The 20,861-nt window shown below is 57.5% G+C and carries 26 protein-coding genes; 18 read left to right on the top strand and 8 right to left on the bottom strand.

The window, feature by feature from the left end; all coding sequences use genetic code 11:
- The first annotated feature begins 24 nt into the window (after positions 1-24).
- Positions 25-414: a Fe-S cluster assembly scaffold SufA gene (sufA, locus tag L904_RS08245; protein WP_003495415.1), complete on the top strand. Its 390-nt coding sequence runs from the start codon at positions 25-27 to the stop codon at positions 412-414.
- A gap of 217 nt (positions 415-631) precedes the next feature.
- Here the strand turns inward: sufA and L904_RS08240 are convergent, their stop codons facing one another.
- Complete coding sequence (locus L904_RS08240) at positions 632-907, bottom strand: hypothetical protein (protein ID WP_020809908.1); 276 nt, start codon at positions 905-907, stop codon at positions 632-634.
- Between the two features lie 175 nt (positions 908-1,082).
- On the opposite strand from L904_RS08240, the gene L904_RS08235 reads away from it, so the two are divergent.
- Together L904_RS08235 and L904_RS08230 are read left to right on the top strand one after the other, a co-directional pair.
- On the top strand, positions 1,083-1,316 hold the full coding sequence (locus L904_RS08235) for a hypothetical protein (protein ID WP_020809907.1): 234 nt from the start codon (positions 1,083-1,085) through the stop codon (positions 1,314-1,316).
- A gap of 16 nt (positions 1,317-1,332) precedes the next feature.
- Entirely contained in the window at positions 1,333-1,812 is a 480-nt protein-coding gene (locus L904_RS08230) for a DUF6714 family protein (protein ID WP_196248066.1), read from the top strand.
- 67 nt (positions 1,813-1,879) lie between these two features.
- Here L904_RS08230 and L904_RS08225 read toward each other — a convergent pair whose 3' ends face one another.
- From L904_RS08225 to L904_RS08215, 3 genes are read right to left on the bottom strand one after another with little or no spacing between them, the layout of a single operon-like run.
- Positions 1,880-3,088: an ABC transporter permease gene (locus L904_RS08225; protein WP_020809905.1), complete on the bottom strand. Its 1,209-nt coding sequence runs from the start codon at positions 3,086-3,088 to the stop codon at positions 1,880-1,882.
- On the bottom strand, positions 3,078-3,797 hold the full coding sequence (locus L904_RS08220; protein WP_020809904.1) for an ABC transporter ATP-binding protein: 720 nt from the start codon (positions 3,795-3,797) through the stop codon (positions 3,078-3,080). The genes L904_RS08225 and L904_RS08220 overlap by 11 nt, the downstream gene beginning before the upstream one ends.
- Positions 3,798-3,811: 14 nt before the next feature.
- Complete coding sequence (locus L904_RS08215; RefSeq protein WP_035263312.1) at positions 3,812-5,113, bottom strand: efflux RND transporter periplasmic adaptor subunit; 1,302 nt, start codon at positions 5,111-5,113, stop codon at positions 3,812-3,814.
- A gap of 237 nt (positions 5,114-5,350) precedes the next feature.
- Here L904_RS08215 and L904_RS26840 point away from each other — a divergent pair, with 237 nt between their 5' ends.
- The 3 genes from L904_RS26840 (at position 5,351) to L904_RS08205 (ending at position 7,914) form a co-directional block, all read left to right on the top strand.
- Entirely contained in the window at positions 5,351-5,506 is a 156-nt protein-coding gene (locus L904_RS26840) for a hypothetical protein (protein WP_080707327.1), read from the top strand.
- 74 nt (positions 5,507-5,580) lie between these two features.
- The gene (locus L904_RS08210; protein WP_035263313.1) at positions 5,581-6,219 is read left to right on the top strand and encodes a hypothetical protein; all 639 of its coding nucleotides are present in this window, start codon (positions 5,581-5,583) and stop codon (positions 6,217-6,219) included.
- A 495-nt stretch (positions 6,220-6,714) separates the two neighbouring features.
- Positions 6,715-7,914, top strand: coding sequence for an integrase arm-type DNA-binding domain-containing protein (locus L904_RS08205; protein WP_035263315.1), 1,200 nt, complete (start codon positions 6,715-6,717; stop codon positions 7,912-7,914).
- Here the strand turns inward: L904_RS08205 and L904_RS08200 are convergent.
- The 4 genes from L904_RS08200 to L904_RS28520 are packed head-to-tail and all read right to left on the bottom strand — an operon-like array spanning position 7,867 to position 10,756.
- Positions 7,867-8,241: a hypothetical protein gene (locus tag L904_RS08200; RefSeq protein WP_035263317.1), complete on the bottom strand. Its 375-nt coding sequence runs from the start codon at positions 8,239-8,241 to the stop codon at positions 7,867-7,869. The genes L904_RS08205 and L904_RS08200 overlap by 48 nt on opposite strands.
- Positions 8,238-8,576 (bottom strand): SLOG family protein, encoded by a 339-nt coding sequence (locus tag L904_RS08195; protein WP_035263319.1) that lies wholly within the window; start codon positions 8,574-8,576, stop codon positions 8,238-8,240. The genes L904_RS08200 and L904_RS08195 overlap by 4 nt, the downstream gene beginning before the upstream one ends.
- Positions 8,573-10,615, bottom strand: coding sequence for a hypothetical protein (locus L904_RS08190; protein WP_035263321.1), 2,043 nt, complete (start codon positions 10,613-10,615; stop codon positions 8,573-8,575). The genes L904_RS08195 and L904_RS08190 overlap by 4 nt, the downstream gene beginning before the upstream one ends.
- 15 nt (positions 10,616-10,630) lie before the next feature.
- Complete coding sequence (locus L904_RS28520; RefSeq protein WP_256364471.1) at positions 10,631-10,756, bottom strand: hypothetical protein; 126 nt, start codon at positions 10,754-10,756, stop codon at positions 10,631-10,633.
- 64 nt (positions 10,757-10,820) lie between these two features.
- Between L904_RS28520 and L904_RS08185 the strand changes: the two genes are divergently transcribed.
- The 12 genes from L904_RS08185 to L904_RS08130 all read left to right on the top strand — a co-directional run bounded on the left by L904_RS08185 (position 10,821) and on the right by L904_RS08130 (position 20,858).
- Positions 10,821-11,030, top strand: a complete 210-nt coding sequence (locus tag L904_RS08185; protein ID WP_035263323.1) for an AlpA family transcriptional regulator — start codon at positions 10,821-10,823, stop codon at positions 11,028-11,030.
- A 3-nt stretch (positions 11,031-11,033) separates the two neighbouring features.
- The gene (locus L904_RS08180) at positions 11,034-11,735 is read left to right on the top strand and encodes a hypothetical protein (protein WP_155272877.1); all 702 of its coding nucleotides are present in this window, start codon (positions 11,034-11,036) and stop codon (positions 11,733-11,735) included.
- Positions 11,732-13,915 carry a terminase gpA endonuclease subunit gene (locus L904_RS08175; RefSeq protein ID WP_051671893.1) on the top strand — a complete coding sequence of 728 codons (2,184 nt, stop codon included), beginning with the start codon at positions 11,732-11,734 and terminating at the stop codon, positions 13,913-13,915. Before L904_RS08180 ends, L904_RS08175 begins: the two co-directional genes overlap by 4 nt.
- A gap of 262 nt (positions 13,916-14,177) precedes the next feature.
- Entirely contained in the window at positions 14,178-14,405 is a 228-nt protein-coding gene (gene gpW / locus L904_RS08170) for a gpW family head-tail joining protein (RefSeq protein WP_035263326.1), read from the top strand.
- On the top strand, positions 14,402-16,093 hold the full coding sequence (locus L904_RS08165; RefSeq protein WP_051671894.1) for a phage portal protein: 1,692 nt from the start codon (positions 14,402-14,404) through the stop codon (positions 16,091-16,093). The genes gpW and L904_RS08165 overlap by 4 nt, the downstream gene beginning before the upstream one ends.
- Positions 16,090-17,385 carry a S49 family peptidase gene (locus L904_RS08160; RefSeq protein WP_051671895.1) on the top strand — a complete coding sequence of 432 codons (1,296 nt, stop codon included), beginning with the start codon at positions 16,090-16,092 and terminating at the stop codon, positions 17,383-17,385. Before L904_RS08165 ends, L904_RS08160 begins: the two co-directional genes overlap by 4 nt.
- A 6-nt stretch (positions 17,386-17,391) precedes the next feature.
- Positions 17,392-17,823, top strand: coding sequence for a head decoration protein (locus L904_RS08155; protein ID WP_035263328.1), 432 nt, complete (start codon positions 17,392-17,394; stop codon positions 17,821-17,823).
- A 12-nt stretch (positions 17,824-17,835) separates the two neighbouring features.
- Positions 17,836-18,933: a major capsid protein gene (locus tag L904_RS08150; protein WP_035263330.1), complete on the top strand. Its 1,098-nt coding sequence runs from the start codon at positions 17,836-17,838 to the stop codon at positions 18,931-18,933.
- 81 nt (positions 18,934-19,014) lie between these two features.
- Positions 19,015-19,332: a hypothetical protein gene (locus L904_RS08145; protein ID WP_035263332.1), complete on the top strand. Its 318-nt coding sequence runs from the start codon at positions 19,015-19,017 to the stop codon at positions 19,330-19,332.
- Between the two features lie 95 nt (positions 19,333-19,427).
- On the top strand, positions 19,428-19,742 hold the full coding sequence (locus tag L904_RS08140) for a hypothetical protein (protein WP_155272878.1): 315 nt from the start codon (positions 19,428-19,430) through the stop codon (positions 19,740-19,742).
- Positions 19,727-20,338, top strand: a complete 612-nt coding sequence (locus tag L904_RS08135) for a hypothetical protein (RefSeq protein WP_059762494.1) — start codon at positions 19,727-19,729, stop codon at positions 20,336-20,338. Before L904_RS08140 ends, L904_RS08135 begins: the two co-directional genes overlap by 16 nt.
- Positions 20,331-20,858 (top strand): hypothetical protein, encoded by a 528-nt coding sequence (locus L904_RS08130; protein WP_035263782.1) that lies wholly within the window; start codon positions 20,331-20,333, stop codon positions 20,856-20,858. The genes L904_RS08135 and L904_RS08130 overlap by 8 nt, the downstream gene beginning before the upstream one ends.
- The last annotated feature ends 3 nt before the right edge of the window (positions 20,859-20,861 follow it).

Raw genomic sequence — 20,861 nt, 5'->3', positions numbered from 1 at the left:
GGTTGTCGAAGGAGAAATGAGCCCATGGGCTTTGCGATCATGACCATGACCGGGGCTGCTGCCTCGCGCGTTAAAGCAATCGTCGAAAATTCCGGACCGGATGCCAGGGGCGTGCGCGTCGGCATCAAGAAGGGTGGCTGCGCGGGCATGGAATATACCATCGACCTCGTGACCGAACCGGATGCGAAGGACGATCTGGTCGAATTCGAAGGGGCGAAGGTCTGGGTTCAGCCTTCCGCCGTGCTTTATCTGCTCGGCACCCAGATGGATTTCGAAGTGACCAAGATGCGCTCCGGTTTCACCTTCAACAATCCGAACCAGACATCCGCCTGCGGCTGCGGTGAATCGGTAGAGTTGAAGCCCGCCGATCTGGCGGCGCTGGCAAAGCAGCGTGAGGCAGAGGCCAACGTTTGATTGGTTACGCTATCTCTGCGATGGAGAGACAGACCTTTCTGATGCACACAGCGCTCCCACAAACGCGACGTCATCCTCGGGCTTGACCCGAGGATCCATCCCCGTCAAATCCCTTGAGACCTTTGTAGATCCTCGGGTCAAGCCCGAGGATGACAGATGAGAGGTTTCAGATTCATTTTCCGCAAACTGCGTCCCGCGCAAATCAGCTTTCGAAGGATCATGATTGCTGTTTCAGCGTATCGATAAAATCCGCCAGCGGATGAATCGATGGTGTCGCTGTCAATAGAGGCTCCAGAGCCGCGGCGATCGTCCCGCAATCCTCCTCGGCAAGTGATCGCAGGCTCGAGCTGACCTTGTTGTAGTCGGGCGTTCCGCGTGATGCGAGGGAGCGATTGATCACAAACACCTCCGTCTGTCCGTCAATTCGTTCCACGAAGAGCGCGAGCGAACCGCCGTCTGCGGCAGCGGCGCTGTCCGATACCGATTTGAACATCCAAACTCCATCCGGTAAACTCGAGGGCGAGCCTATCCGATTGACGCCCTGACGCAAGATCAGCGAGGATATCGGATATTCCGCGAGGTTTGGCGGGAGGGGCGGAACCGCCTGTCGTCCATGCTGGAAGGCGTTTTGGACCGCCGGCGGGATTGATCGTGGGGAGTGAAGCGGGATGGACATCAGCAGCGCCTCGATTGATATCTGGACGATAGGGCTGATCGTCGCCAGCGTCGTGGCTGGCCTGACGCTGATTGCCGGTATTGTTTGCCTTGCGTTTTACTGGGAGGAGATAAAGGGATCTGCGGCATCCAGGGGTGACGCGTTGAATAGTCCCGCGCTCGAACGGACCGAGGGTGGAGACTGGCCGACAGTGCATGGTGACGGGAGTGGGGGAGCGCATCATTGAACAGGCAGACGATTTGATGAGGTCGCAACCCGATAATATCGCGAATGCGAAAGCCGCGGTGCGAGAGGCATTTGCGGGTGTTACGCTGGGTGGCGGCGTCGGCCTTTCCGAGGCACAGGCGCTTGACGACTATGCGAGCCATGAGGTTCGCGCCGCATGTCGCGCTGGCGATGAGAAGAGTGACTGGGCCGCGATCCCGCTGAAGGACCTCAACAGACATTCCGGCAGCCCCGCCTTCCTTGATGCTGAAGGAATGCGATTTCATTTGCCCGCCTATATGATCGCCGATCTCGATGGCGACTACAGGCACGAATTCGCCACCTATCTGCGCGGGTGCCATGAGACGTTTTCCTTACTGACCCCTTTGCAACGGAATGCCGTGGAAATGTATCTCCGCGCCATCAGCGAGAAGGAAAACCTGCCGTCCTATCAGGACGACATAGAGCGCGCGCTCGAAGAGTGGGTGGATAGTGCACGCTCCCCGGTGAGCGACTGAAGCGGATCGGGTCAATCCCCGGGAAGAGGTTGTTACATAACGCCAGTTGCGGTTTGAACGCCGGCTTTCATTCATGCCGCAAGGCTTCTATCGGGCTCAGGCTCGCCGCCCGTCGTGCCGGGAAATAGCCGAAAATCACCCCGATGGCCGCCGAAAAGGCGAAGGCGAGGAAGATGATCGACGGGCTGGTGACGAAGGGCACGTTGAGATAACCGACGACGGCATAAGCAAGGCCGAGGCCGGTGAGGATGCCGACAAGGCCGCCGAAGGCCGACAGCATGACGGCTTCCACCAGAAACTGGGTCAGTACCTGTTTTTCCAGTGCGCCGATGGCAAGGCGAATGCCGATCTCGCGGGTGCGTTCCGTCACCGAAACCAGCATAATGTTCATGATGCCGATGCCGCCGACCAGAAGGCTGACGGCCGCGACCGCGCCGAGAAGCCCGGTCAGCAGCGTCGTCGTGCCGGTCATGGCCGAGGCGATCTGCGTCATGTCGTTGACGGTGAAATCATCCTCACGGCCGATGCCGATGCGGCGGCGCTCGCGCAGCAGGTTCTGCAGGTCGCTCTGCACCTTGGCAGTCGATACGCCATCCTGTGCAGAGACCATGATCGAGGAAATGGTGGTGGTGCCGCCGATGCGCCGCTGATGGATTTTCAGCGGCATGATGACCGTGTCATCCTGATCGTCGCCGAGGCCGGACTGGCCTTTCCTGCCCAGCACACCGATGACGGGGCAGGAGATGTTGCTGACGCGGATCGTCTGCCCCACCGGGTTTTCCGCGCCGAAGAGTTCCTGCCGCACCGTTTCGCCGATGATGCAGCCGATCTGGCCGCCGCGATCTTCAGCGGGCTGGAAATCGCGACCGAGCGCGATGGTCCAGTCCTGCGCGATCAGATAGTCGTTGGTGGTGCCGATGACGCTTGTCTGGTGGTTCTTGCCGCCGAAAATGACGGTTGCGGCGGAGCTGCGGTTCTGCGGTGCGACGGCGCGGATGCCTGATATCTGGTTGCGGATGGCCTCGACATCGCGGTCATCGAAGCGCTTGGCTTCGGTGCTGGCCCTTCCGGGGCCGAACTGGCCGGGGCGAACGAACAGCATGTTGGTGCCGAGCCGCGAAAGCTCCGATTTCACCTGTTCGGTCGTGCCGTTGCCGATGGTGACCATGGCGATGACGGCGGCCACGCCGATGACGACGCCGAGCACGGTGAGGAAGGAGCGCAGGAGGTTGCGGCTGATGGCGCGCAGCGCAAGACGCGACGTTTCAAAGAACATCGGCGGTCTCCTTTTTGTCCGTCGCGCTGTCGGAGGCGAGGTGGCCATCGACGAAACGCAGGAGGCGTCCGGCATGGGCGGCGATATCTTCTTCATGGGTGACCATGACCACCGTTATGCCCCTGTCGCGGTTGAGCGCGGTAATCAATTCCATGATTTCGATGCTGGTCTTCGTATCGAGATTGCCGGTCGGCTCGTCGGCCAGAAGCAAAGCGGGGCGGGTGACGATGGCGCGGGCAATGGCCACGCGCTGCTGCTGGCCGCCGGAAAGCTCCTGCGTGGTGTGGTCCTCGCGGCCTTTCAGGCCCACCTGCGCCAGCGCCTCCATGGCGCGCGCGCGCCGCTCCGAGGCCTTCATGCCGCGATAGATCAGCGGCAGCTCGACATTCTCCACCGCCGAGGTGCGCGAGAGAAGGTTGAAGCCCTGAAACACGAAACCCAGCATGTGCCGGCGCAACAGCGTCAGGTGTTCATTATCGAAGCCGCTGGTCGGCACGCCCTGGAACAGATATTCGCCTGATGTCGGCACATCCAGACAGCCGATGATATTCATCGAGGTGGATTTGCCGGAGCCGGACGGCCCCATGATGGCGACGAATTCCTTCTCATGAATGGAGAGGCTGACGCCATCGAGCGCGCGGATGGTCGCTTCGCCGCGGCCATATTGCTTGACGACATCGCGGAATTCGATGAGCGGCGGCTGTTGCATGGGCTTGTCCTCCGTCAGCCGGCGTTGCGGGCCGTGGCGTCGGTAATCACCTGATCGTCGGCTTTCAGCTCGCCCGATTTTACCACGGTATGCTGGCCGTCGGTGGAGCCGGTTTCGATGGCGACGGAGACTGGCGTGTTGTTGCGCAGCACCCAGACCGTTCTTTTGCCGGCCGCAGCCGCCTGACCGGCATCGCGGCTCTGAGAGCGGCCCATGCGCGGCGGGCGGAACAGGCTCATCAACCCGCCGCCACGGGAGGCGGATTCGCGCGGCGGCGTATAACGGAGCGCGGAATTCGGCACCAGCAGGGCATCCTTGATTTCCTCGACGATGATGTTGGCGGTTGCCGTCATGCCGGGGCGCAGCAGCAGTTCCTCATTATCGACTGTCAATATGCCCTTGTAGGTCACCACGTTGGATACGGTTTCCGACGCGAAGCGCACGGTCTCGATCTCGGCCGGAAAGCTGCGGTCGGGATAGGCATCGACGTTAAAATTGGCCTTCTGACCGGTCTCGACCTTACCGACATCGGCCTCATCCACCGAGACCTGCAATTCCATGTGGCGCAGATCGCCGGCGATGGTGAACAGCACCGGGGCATTGAGCGAGGAGGCGACGGTGGCGCCGGGATCGACGCTGCGGGTGAGGATGACGCCATCGATGGGCGAGACGATCTTGGCCTTGCCGAGATTGACCTCGGCGAGCCTTAGATCCGCTTCCGCCGAAAGCACGGTCGCCTCGTTGACTTCGAGCGTCGCGGCAGCCGCATCATGGGTGAACTGCGCGGCGTCCAGATCCTGCTGGCTGGAGACCCGGTTCTGCACCAGCGATTTCAGGCGCTCCATGGAGGTTTTGGCCGAGCCGAGATCGGCGTGCGCCTTCAGCACATTGGCCTTGGCGGAGGCAAGCTTGGCGCGGGCGCTCTGCACGTCGGCTTCGAGCTTGTTGGTATCCAGCTCCGCCAATACGTCTCCCGCCTTGACCGGGCTGTTATAGGTGACGTTGACCTTGCGCACGGTGCCGGACAGTTCGCTCGATATATCGACCTGATCCGTCGGCTGAACCGAGCCGGTAGAGGTGACGATGACCGAGAGATCGCCCTGACGCGCCGCTTCCGTGGTATAGCTATAGGCGACACCTGCCGCGCGTGACTGGTAATAATAACCGAGGCCCCCGCCAATCAGCACAAGGGCTGCTGCGGCATAGAGATACCGACGCGACTTTTTCTTGCGGCCGTTTCTGTTCGTTCCCAGAATCTCGCGCAGATCGGGCTGGCTGTTTTCGGTATCGCTGCCACTCGTATTGGCGTCATTCATTCTCGTCACCCGCAAAGTTCAAAATACCACAGAGGGTTGTCGCCGCTCTCCGGTTTGTCCGTCCATCTGTCGCCGCTGTATTCCTCTGATTGTGGGAAGTGACATAGCTTGCCCCAAGGGTGAAGTGAAAACTTGGTAATATTTATGATAGTTCTGGTCTGCTAGAGATAAATCCGGGAAGATCGATGCCATAAACGCGGCTGAGCTTTCAGCAGCGATAGTCAGGACGAAGATAGAATGAACGACAATGTGGTGAAGTTCCGCAAACCGGTGCCGCCGAAAAAACCACGCGAACCGCTGGGGCCGAAAGCGAAGAAGGCTCTGACGATTGCGGCTGTCATTGCGTTTTTCGTGGCGGTGTGGGGGTATTTCACGTTGATGGGGCAGGGGTAAGGTAAAGGGGCTGGCGCTGGCGTTCTTGCTTGGGGGAGGGTGGACGGCGCAAGTATGCAAATTGGCTAAAGCGTGTGGCCGCCGTCGCTGATTCTGATGATGGCTATTGGCCCATTGCGGACATGGAAACATGTCTGTACCGTCAAGTTATTATGAGCAGCCTGTGTTATCAAATCCTCCCTAATCACGAAGACAACACTTACGAAGTGAGGTTTACCGTTGATGGCACGGACTGGATTGGAAAAGATCACCTGGGTCTCGATCCCTCCGACCTTATTCGCCAGCTCACCGAAGGGCACGAAGGTCATCTCACCATAGGCCGCTGCGCGTGCGGTTGCATGGGATGCGATGATCTGAATGTCGACGTAAAGAGGACGTCGACGTCGGTGGAGTGGTCATCTCACAACCGGACAACTGTAGTTTTCGAAGCGGAACATTATGACCATCAGGTCTGCCTTCTGATCAAGGATTATACTTGGGAACCTCTAAACAGGACCGTCGAGCGTCACCTTGATGCGATGTTTTCAGGCAAAGTGACGGACGATGGCTATAAGTACGATTGGGCCTCCACAAGGATTAAGCCCGGTGTTGTCAACATGAGCGTTACGAAAGATTCTCAGCAGAGACTTTTGGAGTTCTCGTGGGATGGAGACACAATCGAAAGCGCACTAGCGCGTGGCAGGCAGTTGTTGCAGGAGCGCTTCGACGGCTGACTTTCAATGGCCGCTGTCGGCGTAATACTGTCCAATCGACTTGCCGTCGCCGCTGTAAAAGCGTTTGCCAACGGGATCATACCCAATACCTTATCAACAAGGCCAAGAGAGTGGATCGAATGAAAGCTTTAGCGACAGTGTGTTTTTTCCAATCACCCTCTTGATCGGCGGTGTGGTCGCGTTTTTCTCTTTCTCTACGTGACTGGCCACGATCTGAACGAGCGACCTCTGACCCTTGTTGAATAGGTTGTCGGCGGTAGCTGATCGGACCGGGTTTCGGTTATCTCGTGAAATGGAGAAAGATGAAGAATAGCAGAGATGCCAACGTAGACCGATCGCGCGCTGCTATCAGACCCAACCATTCTTCATTGACAAAAGGGAAGGTGGCGACCCCTGCAGGACACACGACGTGTGTAGTATCAATAATTTAGCTGGTAATTACCACGAATTGATACCACAATTGTCCGAGACGTACGGACACACACGGAGACGCGAATGCCATTGTCGGATCTCAAATGTCGCAACGCAAAGCCTGCTGAGAAGGACTATAAACTTACAGATGGAGGGCGTCTTTATCTTCTTGTTCGCCCGAACGGATCGAAGCTTTGGCGGATGAATTATGAGTATGCCGGAAAGCAGAAAACCCTATCTATCGGTGCCTATCCGTTGGTATCGCTGGCCGACGCGCGGCAATCCAGAGAGAGTGCAAAGGAGCATTTGGCTTACGGACGTGATCCGGCTCTTACCAGCGCGGATCATCCCGAGCGAAGGTTCAAGGTCGTAGCAAGGAACTGGTGGGACGCACGAAAGGCGAGGTGGAACGCCATCTATGCCGAGCGAATTTGGGACCGTTTGGAAGATCGGGTTTTCCCGCGGCTCGGGGAGTTGGACATAACCAAGATTGCGGCGCGAGATATTCTGGCAACTATTCAAGAGATCGAGGAGGAGGGGAAACACGATCTCGCTCGGCGCGTGCGGCAATATGTGAGCGGGGTGTTTCGTTACGCTATTGCTTCTGGACTTACGGCCACCGACCCGTCGGCGACTGTGACTGACGCAATGAAGGCCAAACCGAAAACGGTACATCGAGCAGCGATCCGCGAAGACGAACTGCCGGAATTCTTCCGGCGCCTCCGAAATTACGGCGGCGAGGTGCAAACCTCACTTGCGCTCGAACTTCTTATTCATACTGCTGTCCGGTCCAAGGAACTCCGGCTTGCGACATGGTCAGAGTTTGATTTCAGAAAGCAGATTTGGCGGATTCCGGAAGAGCGGATGAAAATGAAGAGGGAGCATTTGGTTCCTCTGACCGACCGAGCTATTGAGATCCTGCATGAGTTGAAAGAGATCGCTGGCGACAGCGAATTGGTCCTTCCAAGTCCAGACAAGGTTGCTCAGCCGATTTCGAACAACACGTTGCTCTATTGCCTGTATCGAATCGGCTACCACAGCAGGGCTACTGTGCACGGTTTCCGCAGCACGTTCTCTACGATTGCAAACGAGTCGGGTCTTTGGCGAAAGGATGCGATTGAGATGCAGCTTGCGCATTCCGAGGAAGACGAGAGTCGCGAAGCCTACAATGCCGCATTGTACCTCGCCGAGCGGACCAAGATGATGACCTGGTACAGCGAGAAGCTGATCACGTTGTCAAAGAAGGTCGCAAATCGAGACGACCTTCTCGAAGGGCTTCTCTGAAGGCATATGGCTGCGCAGGAACTCGATCACCTCGGGGCCGGTGTAAAAAACTTTGATCTCGACTTCGACTTCTGCGAACCGTTTGATCTCGCCGCTTTGGCCGGCTGAGAGCCCACCATTTTTTCGCTTGCGAGCGGCGGGCTTTTTCATCTCGATGAGGAACAGCTTGCCGTATCCTGCGAAGAGGCGATCAGGGCAACCCACACGACCTTGATATTGTATTTTGCGGACAATCCACCCATTGTTTTCCGCCCATGCTGCAGCATCGAGTTCTTCGTTCTTCTCGATTTTGCGCGTGGTGAAATCGAAATCGGGCAGGGGTTTCATCTCTTGAACCTCACGACGTGGACAGGTTTCTCAATTAACCGAGCGTAGTTGACCGTGTAGCGGGTGCCTGGCGACCTGCCGTCCCAAAAAGCAAGTAGTCTGTCGCACGCCTCTGCTATCTGTCGGTCTCTCCGATGATAGCCACCGGGCTTGCCGTCGGGCAGGTAGATCAGGGGGTCGACACCATTCAATTCAGCCCACCATTCAGCAAACGTGTCCGCTCCGAGCGGACAGCCTCCGCTGATGATCAGGGAAGGTTTGTAGGCGGGAATAATGCGGCAGAGCATGGGAAAATCGCGGAAGGTGCGGCTACCGATGACAGCGAGTCGCGTCATGCCGCTACCATCCAGGTGCGCAAGACCGTTTCGCGATTGGCTTTGGTGAGCCGGATGCGCTTCAGCTTCGGCGGCTTTGGACCATAAAAGCCTAGATCGCCAAGGATTGTCTCGGTTTCCTCAATGTATCTCTGGTAATCGATGTCTTCCGGAAAGTCGTCGGGGAGCCGCATGCATTCTGCGGCGCCATCGGTTTTCGGAATCTTCTTGAAGTTGCCGGTCGTCTCATGCGGCACGGTGTCATAGATCGCGTCCCCGTCGGTCGACCAATAGTAGCGTATCGCCTTGCCGAGGTACTGGTCGCGCCATGTCGCCCCGTTAGCGGCTTTGATGACGGTGACGAATTGCCGGATGTCGCGACAGGCTCTGATGGTCTCTTCAATCGGGGTGCCGTGCTTGATGCGGGCCAAGGCGGCGTCGGAGCAGATTGTCATCTGCGGGTTCTTCATCAACTGGCCGCGCACCGGGTCAAAGTCAGACTTGTCAGGGTTCCACGGGTTGCCGAGCGGTCCTTTGCGCTTGTGTTTTCCGTCCATCTTGATCGCAAAGTAGCTGTTGACCGACTGATTATAGATGGCCTTGTATTCGCCGAATTCGAGGTCGAAACCAGTATCGGCTTCCCACTGAGCGCAAACCTGTTGCAGCACTGACGGCTTCAGTCTGTCCTTTATCAGCCCATCGTACATGTCTCGCGGACACTGGAAGAGCACGCCGTCAGTGTTTCCGCTGACAACATTAATGCCGGCTTCCAGCGCGCGTTCGACCAGCATCAGAATAGCAAGCTGGCAGGTGAGCGTCACCGAGAGGAGCAGGTGAGGCGCATAGAGGATGCTGTATCGGCTGCCGAGCTTCCCGTAGACACCGTTCAATTGGATCTTGCCGCCTTTGTCCTTCACCTTGCACTCTTCGAGTTCCCGGTTCAGGGCTGCAATGCGATCGGGGTCGTTGACCTTGGGTAGCTCTTCTTCGATTTCCTTGGCGCGCTTCTTTGCTGCAAGGCGTTCTCTGCGAATACCGTCGTAGGCTTCGAGGAACTCCGGGCCGAGCGAGCGCGGGTAAAGTCCGAGCATGAGAATGGCTGCCGGATACTGGGAAGCCACGTCAGCATCGATGAGAATATGGCTGTCTGTCGAGTAGGTTGCCCGGTTAGATTCAGTGGTGTGGATCCCGCCGATGCCGAACTGATAAATTTCTGTGCCGAGTTTGATTTGCGCGGCTTCTGTCGCCATCCATTTTGGTGAAGCAGTTTTTCCGTCCGCCTTTACGACGAAGTCAGTTTCGCGGACGCGCTCGAGCAGTTCCTGTAAAGCCGGCGTTCTGAAAGAAACCCAGTCTGGTACGGGATACTTGAATGTCGTTCCCGGCTTCGTCTCAACCTTTTTGACCTTGCGCCCTGTGATCTCCTCAACGCGGGTTTTAACGATCGCTTCGCCGATCTGGCTGTCCGACTTGGACATGAAGTTACGATTATAAACGACCCCCAAGGCGCGACGCAGCTCCATCGGTTCTCGCAGGGCGTTCCAGAGATTGTGCGTGGCGTCAAGGTCGGAGTGGAGGCAGTAATTGGCGACGATGTCCATCTGCTCGTGAGTCAGACGCATGTCGGGAGGGAAAGGCAGGTCTTGTAGCTGTTTGCCCATCATTCGGCCGTTGAGTGATTTCAAGCTGGCGAATGCATTGGGCTGCGGCTCGGAGAGGTCGATGTGTAATTTCTTGACCTCGAAAGGGATATCGATGCCGAGGAATTCTTCAGCTTCCCACCATTGGATGTTGCCTTCTATCAGACGGTCGCTGGCGCGTTTGAGATGGGCGTTGGTGACGTGTTCCTGTAACGAGTACCAGATCATCGGAACGTCGTAAGATAAACTGCGGTATCCGACCGTGGTATGCTTTCTCAAGACGGAGCGGACATATCTGCGATCATAGTTCGGTGATCTTGAACTGAACTCCACGCCTACACGCTTACCGTCTTCCTCGCGCTTGAAGCCGATGAAGAAGAAGTCGTGATAGCACTCGATATCGGTAAAAATCACACTCATGCGGCGTCGTCTCGCTCAAAGTTGATGCCCGATTTGACCCTCGGAGCCGGGGTTCTGGTGGCGGGCTTTAGCCGCCGACTGCATGGCGACCTCCATCTCTTGGGTTTCGTCGAACAGCGTTCGGCTGATGAAATTACTCATAACGACTCTTGAATTTCACGTAAAGAGTGAATATCAATTTAAACGAGACTAATGGAGACGCGAAATGAGTGACAGTCTTATGAGGGTGACCGACGTGTCCAAGGTGACAACGTTATCGCGCGCCGAGATTTATCGCAGAGTGAAGGCTGGCACATTTCCCGCACAGACGCGGATTTCACATCGCTTCTCGGCCTGGAACAGGAGCGACGTGGAGAAGTGGATCGCGAAGACCACCCGTCGACCCAATGTCGACCTCACAGACCTATTGGTGTGAGCTATGGTCGATCTGAGTGACTTGATGGGCGGAGGTGAGCCTGCAGGCCGTCCGCGCGGCAGGCCTACCAAGGCGGAGGCTGAAGCGCGTTTGCAGAAACAGATGCAGGAAGACCTTCCGCACTATACCGAGTTTCGCAAGCCTGTCGGCGTGATGTTCATCGCCAACGTAGTCGGCAAGCAGCCGAAGCAGATTCAGAAACGGCTTGAAAAGTGCCCGGTCGCCAAGTGGGCTACGCACGGCGGCAAACAGGTGCCGTTCTACGATTTCATGACTGCCATGTCCTATCTCGTGCCGCCGCGTGGCAGCATTGAGGACTGGTTTGCGCAACAGAACGCCGCCAGCCTGCCGCCCTACGTCAGCAAGATGTGGTGGGACTCAGCGCACCAGCGGAATCGCGTGATGCTCGCCTCGGGCGATCTCTGGCACACGGAAGATGTGACGCTCGTGCTCGGGCGCGTCGCCATGATGATCCGCCAGGACGTGAAGATGTGGATCGAAGACCTGCCCGAGAAAGAGTTGCTCAGCAACAAGCAGTACGGTGCGCTCGTTGATGCCACCAACCGTCTTGTCGACGATGTCCGTAAAACGCTCGTCGAAATGCCCCGCGAGACGCTTTCGATGACGGCTCACATCAAGAGCGAACTCGACAGCAGCGGGCGTATGATTGATGACGCTGATCGTCCGACGGGAGATGATGAGTGAACTCATCTCTTCGCCAAATTCGCCCACCCACGATCGATGAGCTGATCGGCTCGGTGCGGTTCAAAACGCTCGAGGACATCGTAGCATCGGCCTTTGACGATATGAAGCCGGCAAACCGGATGACGGTGACGGATGCTGCGAAAAAGTACACAAAAATCGGTACAGGCGGCGGCCACAGCCAACCGTGGTCAGAAGATCGAACGCCGTATCTCAAGGAGCCCCAGGATGAAACGACATCGCTCGATTTCACCGGTATGGTTTTCTTAGGTCCAGCGCGAACCGGCAAAACTGTTATGGTCCTCAACATGATCAGTCACACCGTGAAGACTGATCCGACGGATATGTTGTTAGTGCACATGGACCGAGAAAACGCGAGAAAGTGGTCAAACGGCGATTTAAGTCGATACCTGAAAGCGTCGACAAAAATTCATGCCGAGCAACTTACCGCCCGCCAGTATGACAACACGTTCGACAAAACTTTCAAGAGCGGAATGCGCGTGTTGGTCACCTACCCAACGCCAGCGAACCTTTCGGGTATCACGGTGAGGATCGGAGCTTCGATCGATTATGATCGCTCTGAGGACGATATCGGCGGTGAAGGTAATCTTTACGACCTTCTGTCGATGCGAACGACGACATTCAAGCGTTTCGGCATGACCGTCGCTGAGTCGTCTCCAAACCCGAATAAGGAAATTCAAGATCCTCGTTGGATGCCGAAGACGCCTCATGAAGCGCCTCCCATCCGGGGTATCTTCGCGCTGTATAATCGCGGTGACCGTCGCAGATGGCAGTGGTGCTGCCCACAGTGCGAGGAGTGGTTTGAGCCGGATTTCAAATTGCTCGACTGGGGTGGCCACACGGACCCCATGGAAGCGCGCGATGCGACAGTTATGATTTGCCCGTGCCACGGCTGTGTGATTAAGCCTCACCAAAAACACGAACTGAACCGGAACGGTCGCTGGATTCGTGAAGGTGAGATGATTGAACCGGGCCTGACCGGCAGAACAGTTGTTCGACCGGGCATGAGGGTCACGCGGTCAACGATCGCGTCGTTCTGGTTGAAGGGCCCGGCCGCAGGCTATCGCGAGTGGGGTGACCTGGTGATGCTCGAACTGAACGCTCTCAAGGAGCTTGAGGAAACAGGCGATGATAGCGCGCTGCGAAAGACGAGAACGACGGACCAAGGGACCTATTATATCCCGCAGGCACGCCTGTCCGATTTCGCGCCCGATATGCTGAAAGCCAAGGGTGAGGATTGGGGGTCGACGCCCGAGGAGCCGCTTGTTCCGGAAGGCGTGCGATATCTCGTCGCTACCGTCGACATCCAGAAGAACTCTTTTGTCGTCCAGGTCTTGGGATACACGGCGGACGGTGATCGCGTCGTCGTCGACATGTTCAAGGTTCGCCTGTCGAACCGCCGCAATGCGAACGGCGATCGTCTGCCAATCGATCCTGCGGCATTTGGTGAGGACTGGGATGTCTTGCTTCCAGAGGTGATGAACAAGACATACGAACTGGGCGACGGGAGCGGTCGGCGCATGGCGATCCGCGCCACCGCCTCCGACTCAGGTGGCGCAGAAGGTGTCACCGCCCATGCATATAATTTCTGGCGCCGCCTGAAAGCGAAACAGGATGGCTCTCATCGCCGTTTTATCCTTGTGAAGGGAGAGGCTTCCAAATCCAAACCGTTGGCTCGAACAGAATGGCCCGATTCGTCACAGAAGGGACCTCTTGCAATTGCGCGCGGTGACGTGCCGGTGGTCATGCTCAATTCCAACAAGCTCAAGGATGCGGTTTCGTTGCTGATGTCGCGGCGAATCGCCGAAGAGGGTGTCGACGGTGGCATGTTGCGATTCCCTGACTGGGCCGAGGACTGGTATTTTGTGCAGCTAACGTCCGAAACACGCACAGCGAAAGGCTGGTTGAACACCCGGAAGAAGCGCAACGAAGCTTTCGATTTGACCTATTATGCCGAGGGTATTTCCTTGAGACCGATCGAGAAGAATGTGCCTTACACGCACTTCGGTTTCGACCGCATAGACTGGAAAAACCCACCTTCTTGGGCGGAAGAGTGGGATCGTAATGACCTCGTTTCAGGCGGTGAGGTTGATGATGATCCTCCACCGATTAAACCCACCGGCCTCAATGCACTGGCGGAGCTTGCAAAAAAATTGGCATAAAATTCACGTTAGGATTGACTTTCACTTTTTGAGTGCATAATTGTCACGTAACGACAACGCTTGAAATGAAAGGAGGTCTTGATGAACTTGCGCGTTAACGTGGTTGAAATTGCTTTGTTTATGCATTTTCGCCCGCTGCGGTTATTACGTTGCCGATGAGCGGCATGACACGGAAATGGTTTACAAAATTCCAACTTAATATTGTAATTAAGAATGAACGGCGGTATTACTCACCCTGCAAGAGCGCATTGCGGGGTGACAAATGGCGACAATCGCCGAATTGCAGGTTTGGTTACGAGAGGCTGAAAAGGCCCTTCACGAGCTATTGACCGGTAAAGGCGTCGCCGAGGTCCGTGACAGCAACGGCGAGTCCGTCCGCTACACGATGGCAAACATCTCCCGCCTTCGTCAGTACATCGAAGACCTCAAAGCTCAAATCGCTGGACAGCCAACGACTCCGCATCGTGTCATGAGGCCGACGTGGGGATGAGGGCGGCTGTTGATCTTTCAGACCTGATCGGAACTGCCGCTGATGTCTCCACAGCGGTCGCCGATACGGTGCAACCGCCCGATGCTACGGCGGCAGCATCGGGCGGTGTAGCTTACGACGGCGCATCGAAACTTGACCGGCTCGCTCGTTGGCAGCCAGCGATACGCTCGGCCGACGCCGAAATCCTCCCTGAGAAAACCAATCTTGATGCCCGATCCCGCGATACAATCCGCAACGATGCGTTCGTTTCCGGTGGCGCCGACATCTATCGCGACTCGATCGTCGGTTCTCGTTACCAACTGAACGCCCGGCCCGAGACAAAGGTCTTGTGGGGTAAAGAGGACGCGAAGTGGGAAGAAGAGTTTCAGGAAGAAACCGAGACCAAGTTCATGCTGTGGGGCGAAAGCCAGCAGAAATGGCCTGACGCCGCTCGCATCAATACCTTCACTGCGCAGGTTCGTCTCGGCGTTTGCACGTTTTTTGGCGGCGGAGAGATTCTCGCGAGCGCCGAATGGATGCCGGATGATGGCCGCCCTTATCGTTCCGCCGTGCAAATGATCGATCCGGATCGGCTTTCCACTCCGATGGACAAGCTCATGCAGGACTGGTCGCGCATCCGCAACGGGGTTGAGCGTGATCGTCGTGGCGCTCCGGTCGCGTACCACATCCGGAATTCGCACCCGAACGACGGGCCGTATCACGATTTTTCCAGTCTCTCCGATATGAACTGGACGCGGGTCCCCGCTCGCAATCGGTGGGGTCGTCAAATGATCCTGCACATTTATGAACAGGATCGCCCCGACCAGTCCCGCGGTGTTTCCGATCTCGTTTCAGCACTGTCCGAAATGCGGATGACAAAGCATTTCCGTCGCACGGAACTGGAACGCGCCGTCGTGGCCGCGAGCTATGCCGCGTCAATCGAGTCAGAAATACCCGACGATGTCTTGGCAGCCCTTGGTGGGCAGCCTCCCGAGGGCAACGCCACCGTCGAGTGGATGACCGCCTATCTGGATGCGATTGCAGCCTACAATTCGTCTGCAACGAACTTGCATATGGACGGAGCGAAGATTCCTGTTTTCGCACCAGGCACGAAGCTCAAGCTTCAAAATACCGGCGCAACCGGCCCGCTCGGCGACAAGTACGAACAAAGCCTTCTGCGCTACATCGCAGCGGCCCTCGGCCTTTCCTACGAGCAGTTCTCGCGCGATTTCACGCAGACGAACTATTCGTCGGCCCGCGCTTCAATCGGTGAGACACAAAAGGGCATGAACGCGAAGAAAGCGATTGCCGCCGACGGCGTCGCCAACTTCATTTATCGCCTGTGGCTCGAGGAAGCGATCAACAACAACGATCTCGAATGCCTCAAGCGGAAGAACGTTCCCCTCTTCTACGAGGGTTTGAACGCTGAAGCTTACTGTGCCTGCGAATGGATTGGCGCGGGGCAGGGTCAGATTGATCCGCTCAAGGAAACTCAGGCCGCCGTTCTCAAGGTGAAAAGCGGCTTTTCGACGAAGGAAGCCGAGATCGCGAAGATGAGCGGCGGTGATTATCGCCGCGTCGCGCGCCAGATCCAGCGCGAACGCGAACTCGACAGCTTTTACGGCAATCCGTCGATCTACGACAGCACCGACACCAAGGACATGGAAAACTCACTGTCCGCCACACCAAGAGAAGGAGAGGCGGCGTGAACGCAATCCTCGCACGTTTTCAGGACAGCACCGCTCTCGTTGCCGAAACCCGTGGTTCATGGCTCGAAGCCTGTGCTCATATGGCTGCCGAGCATCTCGGTGAGATCGAGAAGGCTGCCGCCAACGACAACGATTTCTGGTTTAGCGAAGACGACTGGCGGGCACGTTATCGGCCCTACAATGTCAAGAACGGCATCCTTTATGTCCCGGTGCAAGGCGTTCTCGTCAATAATTTCCCATGGACAATCGGCGGCTGGATCACCGGCTATGAGTACATCCATCAGGCTATCAAACGTGGCCGTGATGACAGCGACGTGAAAGGGATCGTTCTTGTCATCGACTCTGGTGGCGGCATGGTCTCGGGCAACTGGGACCTCGTCGACTTTATTTTCGAGACACGCGACATCAAACCGATCCGTGCCGTCGCTGCCGAGCACGCCTATTCTGCTGCTTACAACATTGCCGCTGCGACCAGCCATATCACGGTCGCGCGCACCGGAGGCGTCGGTTCGATCGGCGTCATCATTACTCATTTCGAATATTCTGAATACCTGAAGAGCGCGGGCATCAAGGTCAACATGATCCGCTCCAAGCCCGGCAAAGCGCAGGGTAATTCGCTTGAACCCCTTTCCGAGGAAGCCCGGAAAAAGTGGAAAGCGGAAGTGGACGAACTCCACAAGCAATTCGTCGCCATGGTGGCGAGGGGTCGAGGCATGGAGGAGGAGGCGGTCGACGATACCGACGCGCAGACCTTCATGGCTCGTCAAGCCGTCAAGATAGGATTGGCTGACGCCATCGGAACTCTCGACGACGCTGTAACGGCCCTTGAGGCCACGTTCTCACAAGAAGGAGAAGAACCAATGGCCGAAAATTCTCAGGCCGAACACGAAGCTGCGGTCACTGCCGCCCGTGCGGAAGGCGTGGCTGAAGGTGAAAAGACCGGCGCCGCCAACGCAATTTCCCGCATCAACGCCATCATCGGCTCCGACGCTGGCAAGGCACGGCCCACCGCCGCGCTGAATGCCGCCCTGAAGACATCGATGTCTGCGGATGAGGCGACGGCGTTTCTGGCATCCCTGCCGGAAGAAACGAAAACCGACGCAGCCGACACCACGCAGTCGGGCGCCGGCGCACCTCCCGGCATGTTCACTGCTGCAATGGAAGGCACCAAGCAGCCGAACATCGATGCCGGTGCTGACGGCAATGACGATAACCAGGCAACCGATGTCGACAAGGACCGAGCGCTGATCCGCGGCTACGGCCTCGCCGGCTTCTCTGACAACAAGGAGTAAACCGCGATGGCAAACATTACGCCTCCCTATGTAGATCCCGGCCGCGCAGCGTTCGAGGAACTCGACACCTACCTGCAGAACCATCTGTTGGCAGGTTCCCATCCGGAACTGGCACCGGCCTATTCGTTCCCGATTCCGCTGAATGCGAACTACGCGCAGTTCACCGTTCTCGGCCTGAACGCAACGGGTGAACTGGTGCCGGCCGTGACCGGTAGCACCGATCCCGACGACGACGTGCAGGCCATCGGCGTGCTCGCCCACGCCGTCTCGCGCGGCGGCGCCGGTTCTCCGGCCGTCAACGGCCAGGTGTTCTACTCCGGCTGCTTTAATCAGGACGCGCTCGTATGGGACGCCTCTTTCAGCACGGATGCGCTGAAACAGGCGGCTTTCCGTGGCGCGCCCACTCCCACCACCATCATCGTCGCCAAGCGCGCGTAACAGGAGGCTTCAATGGTCGCTCAGACTCAACATCTCGAACTCTGGGACACCAGCCGCTTCCTTGGCGTGTTCCGTGACATCAAGCCCGATCCGCTCTACTGGACGCAGTGGTTCCCCTACGAACTGCGCTCCAACGACGAATGGATCGATTTCGAAAAGATGCCGGTGCAGGGTCGCAAGCTCGCTCCGTTCGTCATGCCGCTCGCTCGCGGCGAGTCGGTCTATGAAGACACCGGCACGGCTTTCCGCTTCAAGCCGGCATACATCAAACTGGAAGACCAGGTTGACCCGCTCATGCCGCTTCGCCGTCGTGTCGGTATCGATGCGAACATGTCTCAGATGCCCGTGCAGCTTACGCCGATGCAGCGCCTCACGCTCATCCGCGCTGCCATCGCCGAGAGCCATGTTCGTGCCATCAATCGCCGCTGGAACTGGATGGCAGCGACCGCGCTTCGCGACGGCAAGGTCACCATCTCTGGTGAAAACTACCCGACCACGCTCGTCGACTTCAAGCGCGCCGCGAACCACACCATCACGCTCGGTGCCGGCAGCCGTTTCGGCGAAGCCGGTGTTTCGATCGTCGACTTCTTCCAGTTGGTAATCGACCGGATGGCGACGGCAGACTTCGGCGGTGTCCCGGTTCGTGCGACCATGGGCGGCGGTGTTTGGGCCATCATGCGCAAGGACGAAGAGTTCAAGACGCACCTGGACCTGAACCTGAAGGGTGGAAACATCACCTATGAACGGGGCCTCGTCTCTGGCGATCCGGTGTTCAAAGTGGGTGAAATGACCATCGGTGGCGGTTCTGGCCAGTCGATCGAGCTTTGGGTTGACAATTCGACCTACATCGATCCGCAAACCGGTACAGCAGCGCGCTACATCGGCAACCACCAGATCCTCTTCACGAGCACCGCCGAGGCTGTCAGCGGTACTCGTGCATTCGGCCGGATCATCGACAAGAAAGCCGGCTACGAAGCTCTCCCGATCTTCCCGAAGAACTGGGAGCAGCCGGGTGATCTGGAAGTCGAATACATCACCCACAAGTCGGCTCCGCTGTTCGTTCCGATCAATCCGAATGCCACGCTGCTGGCGAACGTCATCGCACCCTAACCATCGGGCGGCGTCGGCGCATAGAGCATGCAGCATCCCCGGCTTGGGGATGCTTTTTCCCATCAACAGGAGACTGAGAAAATGGAATACGGTTTTACGCTTCACAGCATCCGTCGCAAGGACGAAGAGCTTCCCGTCGGCAAAGTCGAGAAATTCACCAACGCCGATTACAAAGACATGGTCCGTCTCGGCGCCATCCGCGAACCGACAGCTGACGAAATGAAGCTTTACAAGCTCGCCAACCCCGATGAGGAAGTCGATCTCGAAAATGACGAGACCGGTTCCGGCGCCGACGAAACCAAGGCGACAGGCAAAGGCAAATCGACGACGGCCAAGACGCCTGCGAAGCCCAAGAGTGACGCCGGTGGCAACGACGGTGACAGCGGAGCGCTCGTCTGATGAACTGGCGGGAAAGGAAGCGAGAGTATCTGCTTCCAGTCCATGACACCTTCTCGATTCCCGCGGTGTATCTCACACACGCCGCGGGAACTCCCATGCCCGTTAATATCCGGCTACATCAGCGTCCTGCTGTTCTCGAGGCGCAGGGTGAAGACGGAACCGGTCAGATGGTAGACATCGTCGATCGCGTCATCTTCAAGGTCTCGGAAGTGACCAACGTGGTTGCGAGCGCCTTCGTCATTCTCAGCGATGTCGAGGCATATGTGACCGGCCCGAGCCGCCCTGAACGGGAGGGTTTCGTATGGGTTGAAGTCCGGAACGCTACGAAAGCGGAACTGGCAAGCTTGCTGGCCCTGGTGGACACCTCGGGTGACGCGTGGAGGGGTATCCTGCCATGGTCGCTGCAGTAATTGCCATCGAATTCGACCAGCTTTCGTTCGTCGATGAAATGACGAACTCGACCGAACTGGCCTTGGTGCGTGCTCTCAACACGACGGCGACGCGCGACCGCACCAAGTTTGCGCGTGCTGCCCGCGACCAGGTGGCATTTCCAGCGTCTTACGTTTCTCCTTCCAGCAAGCGCCTTTGGGTGAAGACGAAGGCGAAACGTAGCGCGCTTGAGACCGTGATTGAGGGCCGGGGCGCAGCCACGTCGCTGGCCCGCTTCACGAAACAGAAACCGTTGTCCGGTGGGCAGCGTCACAAAGGCGGAAAGATCAATGTGACGGTGAAGCCGGGTCAGACCCGGTCCATCCGTCGGGCATTTCTCATGCGCCTGAAGAACAACAACATCGGACTTGCTGTCCGCACAGACGGGTCGCTGCCCAAAGGGGCATACAAGCCTCGGTCGTTGGGAAAGAATTTATGGCTTCTGTACGGCCCCTCTGTTGACCAAGCGCTGCGCTCCGCTTCTGATGGCGGCGGCATTTACGAGGAGATGACACCTGAGTCATTGGAGTTCCTCGAGAAAGAGTTTTTCAGGCAGTTGGAGCTGTTGAATGGTTGATCCTTTTCGCCTGCGGGCCATGAAGCAATTGAGTCATTACGTGAAGCAGGTCAATCCAGCGAACGGATGCGAGTTCGATCTGTCGGATTTCGTCGACAGCGCAGGTCGGCCTGCGGAACGCGTTTTCCGCGGACGGACGTTGTTCGGCGACAACGATCCTCGTCCGATGGTCGTCCTGCTCGAAGACCCGCGTCCGGTCGAAGCAGTGAACGGGACATCGACATCTCCCGCAGCCGTCAATCAGTTCCGAGTGCTTCTGCAAGGCTTTGTCGAAGATGATCGCGAACATCCCCTTGATCCGGCCTACAGATTGTCCGCCGAAATCATCGCAGCATTGGTTCGCGCCAAGGCGAATCGCTTCGACATTCTCGGTCTCGGAAAGACAGCGCCGTGCGTAATGTCTTTGTCGATCGGCCAGCCCGTGCATCGTCCTCCGGACGATGAGGTTTCGAGCGTGGCCTACTTCCTCATACCGGTAACCCTCGGCCTTGCCGAGAACCTTGAGAACCCTTTCGCGTAGAAT

It is taken from the genome of Agrobacterium sp. LY4, assembly GCF_001526585.1.
Taxonomy (GTDB): Bacteria; Pseudomonadota; Alphaproteobacteria; order Rhizobiales; family Rhizobiaceae; genus Agrobacterium; species Agrobacterium leguminum.
This window is presented reverse-complemented; position numbering and strand designations above follow the sequence as displayed.

Bases quoted from the DNA above. Each gene is read 5' to 3' on its own strand.
- sufA (WP_003495415.1), top strand. From the start codon at position 25: ATGGGCTTTGCGATCATGACCATGACCGGGGCTGCTGCCTCGCGCGTT.
- L904_RS08240 (WP_020809908.1), bottom strand. From the start codon at position 907: ATGTTCAAATCGGTATCGGACAGCGCCGCTGCCGCAGACGGCGGTTCG.
- L904_RS08235 (WP_020809907.1), top strand. From the start codon at position 1,083: ATGGACATCAGCAGCGCCTCGATTGATATCTGGACGATAGGGCTGATC.
- L904_RS08230 (WP_196248066.1), top strand. From the start codon at position 1,333: ATGAGGTCGCAACCCGATAATATCGCGAATGCGAAAGCCGCGGTGCGA.
- L904_RS08225 (WP_020809905.1), bottom strand. From the start codon at position 3,088: ATGTTCTTTGAAACGTCGCGTCTTGCGCTGCGCGCCATCAGCCGCAAC.
- L904_RS08220 (WP_020809904.1), bottom strand. From the start codon at position 3,797: ATGCAACAGCCGCCGCTCATCGAATTCCGCGATGTCGTCAAGCAATAT.
- L904_RS08215 (WP_035263312.1), bottom strand. From the start codon at position 5,113: ATGAATGACGCCAATACGAGTGGCAGCGATACCGAAAACAGCCAGCCC.
- L904_RS26840 (WP_080707327.1), top strand. From the start codon at position 5,351: ATGAACGACAATGTGGTGAAGTTCCGCAAACCGGTGCCGCCGAAAAAA.
- L904_RS08205 (WP_035263315.1), top strand. From the start codon at position 6,715: ATGCCATTGTCGGATCTCAAATGTCGCAACGCAAAGCCTGCTGAGAAG.
- L904_RS08200 (WP_035263317.1), bottom strand. From the start codon at position 8,241: ATGAAACCCCTGCCCGATTTCGATTTCACCACGCGCAAAATCGAGAAG.
- L904_RS08195 (WP_035263319.1), bottom strand. From the start codon at position 8,576: ATGACGCGACTCGCTGTCATCGGTAGCCGCACCTTCCGCGATTTTCCC.
- L904_RS08190 (WP_035263321.1), bottom strand. From the start codon at position 10,615: ATGAGTGTGATTTTTACCGATATCGAGTGCTATCACGACTTCTTCTTC.
- L904_RS28520 (WP_256364471.1), bottom strand. From the start codon at position 10,756: ATGAGTAATTTCATCAGCCGAACGCTGTTCGACGAAACCCAAGAGATG.
- L904_RS08185 (WP_035263323.1), top strand. From the start codon at position 10,821: ATGAGTGACAGTCTTATGAGGGTGACCGACGTGTCCAAGGTGACAACG.
- L904_RS08180 (WP_155272877.1), top strand. From the start codon at position 11,034: ATGGTCGATCTGAGTGACTTGATGGGCGGAGGTGAGCCTGCAGGCCGT.
- gpW (WP_035263326.1), top strand. From the start codon at position 14,178: ATGGCGACAATCGCCGAATTGCAGGTTTGGTTACGAGAGGCTGAAAAG.
- L904_RS08165 (WP_051671894.1), top strand. From the start codon at position 14,402: ATGAGGGCGGCTGTTGATCTTTCAGACCTGATCGGAACTGCCGCTGAT.
- L904_RS08155 (WP_035263328.1), top strand. From the start codon at position 17,392: ATGGCAAACATTACGCCTCCCTATGTAGATCCCGGCCGCGCAGCGTTC.
- L904_RS08150 (WP_035263330.1), top strand. From the start codon at position 17,836: ATGGTCGCTCAGACTCAACATCTCGAACTCTGGGACACCAGCCGCTTC.
- L904_RS08145 (WP_035263332.1), top strand. From the start codon at position 19,015: ATGGAATACGGTTTTACGCTTCACAGCATCCGTCGCAAGGACGAAGAG.
- L904_RS08140 (WP_155272878.1), top strand. From the start codon at position 19,428: ATGCCCGTTAATATCCGGCTACATCAGCGTCCTGCTGTTCTCGAGGCG.
- L904_RS08135 (WP_059762494.1), top strand. From the start codon at position 19,727: ATGGTCGCTGCAGTAATTGCCATCGAATTCGACCAGCTTTCGTTCGTC.
- L904_RS08130 (WP_035263782.1), top strand. From the start codon at position 20,331: ATGGTTGATCCTTTTCGCCTGCGGGCCATGAAGCAATTGAGTCATTAC.